The 4,410-nt window shown below is 41.1% G+C and carries 3 protein-coding genes and 1 pseudogene; 1 reads left to right on the top strand and 3 read right to left on the bottom strand.

Annotation, left to right across the window (positions count from 1 at the left end):
• Positions 1–2,253: accessory Sec-dependent LPXTG-anchored adhesin (locus tag ADH81_RS10645; RefSeq protein WP_414716801.1), on the bottom strand; the 2,253-nt coding region annotated here is incomplete at its 3' end.
• On the opposite strand from ADH81_RS10645, the gene ADH81_RS11625 reads away from it, so the two are divergent.
• Entirely contained in the window at positions 2,207–2,758 is a 552-nt protein-coding gene (locus ADH81_RS11625) for a hypothetical protein (protein ID WP_049526370.1), read from the top strand. The two genes, ADH81_RS10645 and ADH81_RS11625, sit on opposite strands and share 47 nt — an antisense overlap.
• A gap of 158 nt (positions 2,759–2,916) precedes the next feature.
• Here the strand turns inward: ADH81_RS11625 and ADH81_RS11620 are convergent.
• Together ADH81_RS11620 and ADH81_RS02855 are read right to left on the bottom strand one after the other, a co-directional pair.
• A pseudogene (locus ADH81_RS11620) lies at positions 2,917–3,156 on the bottom strand (accessory Sec-dependent serine-rich glycoprotein adhesin); the annotation flags it as partial.
• A 161-nt stretch (positions 3,157–3,317) separates the two neighbouring features.
• Complete coding sequence (locus ADH81_RS02855) at positions 3,318–4,283, bottom strand: hypothetical protein (protein WP_049526368.1); 966 nt, start codon at positions 4,281–4,283, stop codon at positions 3,318–3,320.
• Positions 4,284–4,410 lie beyond the last annotated feature (127 nt).

Raw genomic sequence — 4,410 nt, 5'->3', positions numbered from 1 at the left:
TGAGGCGGATGTACTTGCTGACGTACTTGCACTTGTTGAGGCTGACGTGCTTGCGGATGTACTGGCACTTGTTGAAGCAGACGTGCTAGCCGATGTGCTTGCTGACGTACTTGCGCTCGTTGAAGCAGATGTACTTGCTGAGGTTCTTGCACTTATTGAGGCTGAGCTACTTGCCGATGTGCTTGCGCTTGTTGAGGCTGACGTGCTAGCAGATGTGCTTGCTGACGTACTTGCGCTCGTTGAAGCAGATGTACTTGCTGAGGTGCTGGCACTTGTTGACGCTGACTCAGATGCTGATGTCGATGCACTTGTTGACGCTGACGTACTTGCTGACGTGCTAGCAGATGTGCTTGCACTTGTTGAGGCGGATGTACTTGCGGATGTACTTGCGGATGTACTTGCGGATGTACTTGCGGATGTACTTGCGCTCGTTGATGCGGACGTGCTAGCCGATGTGCTTGCGCTTGTTGAGGCCGAAGTGCTTGCTGATGTACTTGCGCTCGTTGATGCGGATGTACTTGCTGACGTGCTTGCACTTGTTGAGGCGGATGTACTTGCTGATGTACTTGCGCTCGTTGAGGCTGACGTGCTTGCTGATGTACTTGCACTTGTTGAGGCTGACGTACTTGCCGATGTGCTTGCGCTCGTTGAAGCGGATGTACTTGCTGATGTGCTTGCGCTTGTTGATGCTGAGGTACTTGCGCTCGTTGAGGCTGACGTGCTTGCTGATGTACTTGCACTTGTTGATGCTGACGTACTTGCTGATGTGCTTGCGCTCGTTGAAGCGGATGTACTTGCTGATGTACTTGCACTCGTTGATGCTGACTTAGACGCACTTGTCGATGCCGAAGCTGAGGCGCTCGTTGATGCTGACTTAGATGCACTTGTCGATGCTGAAGCAGATGCACTCGTTGACGCTGACTTAGATGCACTTGTGCTTGCTGACGCTGAGGCACTTGTTGATGCCGAAGCTGAGGCACTCGTTGACGCTGAAGCAGATGCACTTGTGCTTGCTGAAGCTGAGGCACTCGTGCTTGCTGAAGCTGAGGCACTTGTTGATGCAGAAACAGATGCGCTTTGACTAGCACTTACTGAGAGTGATTTAGACTGTGAAAGAGACTGGCTTGTCGTGCTAGACTCAGATTCAATAATTTTATTATCAAAGTAGTTAGTAAATGTTGTATCATCATCTGCACGAGCAAACGGGCTAAAGGTAAAGGAAGTATCAGTACCAGTAATTCGAACTGTCCAAGTTGATGTCAGACCGTAACCTTGTTTTGCAAAGTAACCAGTCATCTGGGCACCATCTCCCCATGTGTAATTGCCAGTTCCATTGGTAGTAATAGGCGTAGTAGCGTCTTTCAGTTTGTTATTATTAGTAAATTTCTTTCCTGAGGAGTCTGTAAGATAACTTGTTACACTTGAAGGTGTTCCCAATCCCTTTCCTAGCGTAAACATTGTTCGTTTAGACGTTCCTGTATTATACAGAGTATGGTTAGTTCTTACATTTTGTTTTTCAACGATAGATGTATCTGGATTATCATAGGATATTGTATAGACAAAGATCAATTTAGATCCATCATTTTTAACCGTCAATTTATAGTAAATTGGAACATTATATACTGAATCTACACCTTTACCTGTATAAACTTTTGTCTCACCTTTAGCAACGTTTAGACTTGCACTAATTGCAGGGGCACCATTTACAGTCGTATTGCCAGAAAAACCTGCTGCATTCATAGAAGCCATTAACTGATCAATGGAATCTCCTAAACGCTTACGTTGTTCAGCATAAGATTGGAGACTGGCATTTGTACTAAGCAAATCAGTACTTGCAGTGATCTCCTTCTGAACATTAGCAATAGCTTGTTCAATAACTGCTTTTTGATCAGCATTAGTAACTGACGCCGCATAATCACTAGCTAATTTTTTTAGAATTTCAGCTTCAGACAGATTTTGATCTAAAATTTCCTTTTCGGAATCAAGTTTAGACTGATTTTGAGAATCTGTTGATCTAGTAGTCCCGTTTTGAGGAATAGCTTGACCATTAGGGTTATTCAGCTGATCAGAATTCGCGTTCAAAACAACATTAGCAATCGAATTACGTGCCGATGTTGCTGTTTGGATTACTTCACTAAGGTCTGCATTCGGATCCTTCAGAGCATTTTCGATTTCAATAATCGCATTCTGAACTTTGAGAATCGCAGTGTCCGTATCTGGCAAATCTACTGCTTTTGCAAGATACTCACCCATCTCAGCTGAAAGTTTAGCAAGTTTCTTACGATCTTCTTCGACCTTCTTAGCAGTTGCTTCTGTAGCGGCAGTTGTGGCTACAAGATCCGTTGCAAACGCTGAGAAGTTGGTAGTGGAATCTGAAACTTTCTCTACTTTTGAGATTAGGGTATTAAGTGTTACCTTGCCCTCCAAAGCTGTCGATGCCGTTTCTGATGATTCACCTACTTTATCAGTTAGCGAGCTTGTATCCTTTCCAGCTTCGGTTACAGTTTCTTTCGCAGCTGTTTGTGATCCTGCTACAGTTGATGAAGCAGAGATACTTGTTGAAGCCGATGTACTTGCTGATTCTGATGCACTTGAACTCGATGAGGCTGACTCAGATGCAGATGTACTTGCCGATTCTGAAGCCGAAGTGCTTACTGATACAGATGCACTAGTTGAGGATGACTCAGAAGCACTTGTGCTTACTGATACAGATGCAGATTCACTCGCTGATACAGACTCACTCTCACTTAATGACTGAGAAGTTGTGTCTGAAGTTGGTGTTTCTTGATCTCCTTGCCCAACTGTTCCCAAGGTTACTTGATCCACATTAGCGAGAACTTCATTCCCTTCAACTACTTTCTCCACTGCAGTCTGCTCATTGGCATAGATATGAGATTGGGTCGCAATCCCTCCACCTATGACAGTTCCCGCAGCGGCTATCCCCTTTAGGATATCAAGCCCAGTTAGGGATGTTGAAACACGATCTTCAACAACTTCTGTTGTAACTTGAGCTGTGTCAATACCACCACGAAGAACCTTGAACAAACCAAAAAGAGAGGTAGATGCTCGAAGCCAGTGTTTCCCTGACTTGATCAATTTATACCTCGTTACTCGGTCTGTTTCTCTATATTGTCCTTCCTGACGTCTAAAAAACATATTATTTACTCCTTAAGTTCGGATTTTAGAAAAATGGGATTTTATCCTATCCTACATTATAACATTTTTTACAAAGTAATAAAAGTAAAATGATTTGATATTTTATACTAATTTACTTAAATGAATATTAAAAAAAGCATCGAAATTTCGATACTTTCTTTTTACACTCCAAGTTGGATATTAGGGTAATTTTTTGAGATAAGACTCCAAAGTTCTTCAAGCTCTTCTTGAACTGTTTTTGTTGATTTCAAAACCATATCTTGTTTTTTCTTGCCATTCTTACGGATATAACAAAATTGATAAATTTTTTTCGAAAACAATGATTTATTAATCTTCGTTTCTACAAGATAAAGATGGTCTACATCTCTTAGATCTAAAGCTTGCGTTCCTTTATAGTAGGTGATGAGGTGGTTTTTATAGAGAATTACTTTTAAATTTTCATCATAAAAGTCTGCTAAACCAGCCATATTTTCAACGTTTCCTTGCAATTCTGGATAGGCTTGATAAATTTCTTCCAGAGAAGCAATCGTTTTTTTCCGGATAAGAAAGGCACTTACTACTAAAAATACTCCTGTTCCCCCAAAGAAAATCACCCCAATGATAAATATCCAGCCATCATTGGCATGTTCAGTCGTACTTAAATAAAGATTGCTATTCATATTTTGATAAACAACTGATGATGGTTCAAGGATAGACTTTAAAAAGCCTGATAAATCGACAATACGATTATTTCTTGACTTATTCTTTTTGGTAGCAAGTGGTTGTAGTTGAGTTCCAATTATGGTTGCTGGATAATCGTAAAGAGTTCCAGCCTCTGCTTGCTCCATGATACTCTTAATTGTGGCATCATTCTCGCTAGCTTCGATTACTGCATATTTTCCATCTCCGTCCTTACTATATTGGACAATATAAACTACACTACCGCCTTCAACTTCCCCTACCACCTCTGGATAGATATCATAAACCGTCATTCGCACTTCAACTCCTGAATGACTATCACTGGCAAATTCTTTTGTGGGATTTTTATGCTTATTCCCCAAAAATCCCATCAATCCTGCCAAAGCCAAAAAAATCAGCGCAATGACTAGGGCAGAAATAAATCCTTTATTTCTTTTTTCCTTAAACATAAGTGCCTCCTTTAGTTTGATAATTAAATTATATCAAAATTGATCAGTTTTTAAAATACATTTTTTATACTCAATGAAAATCAAAGAGCAAACTAGGAAACTAGCCGCAGGCTGTACTTGAGTACGG

Source organism: Streptococcus pseudopneumoniae (genome assembly GCF_001072925.1).
In the GTDB taxonomy this organism is placed as follows: Bacteria; Bacillota; Bacilli; order Lactobacillales; family Streptococcaceae; genus Streptococcus; species Streptococcus pseudopneumoniae_Q.
The sequence above is the reverse complement of the archived record's forward strand: the minus strand, read 5'-3'. Positions and strand labels throughout refer to the sequence as shown.

Bases quoted from the DNA above. Each gene is read 5' to 3' on its own strand.
- ADH81_RS02855 (WP_049526368.1), bottom strand. From the start codon at position 4,283: ATGTTTAAGGAAAAAAGAAATAAAGGATTTATTTCTGCCCTAGTCATT.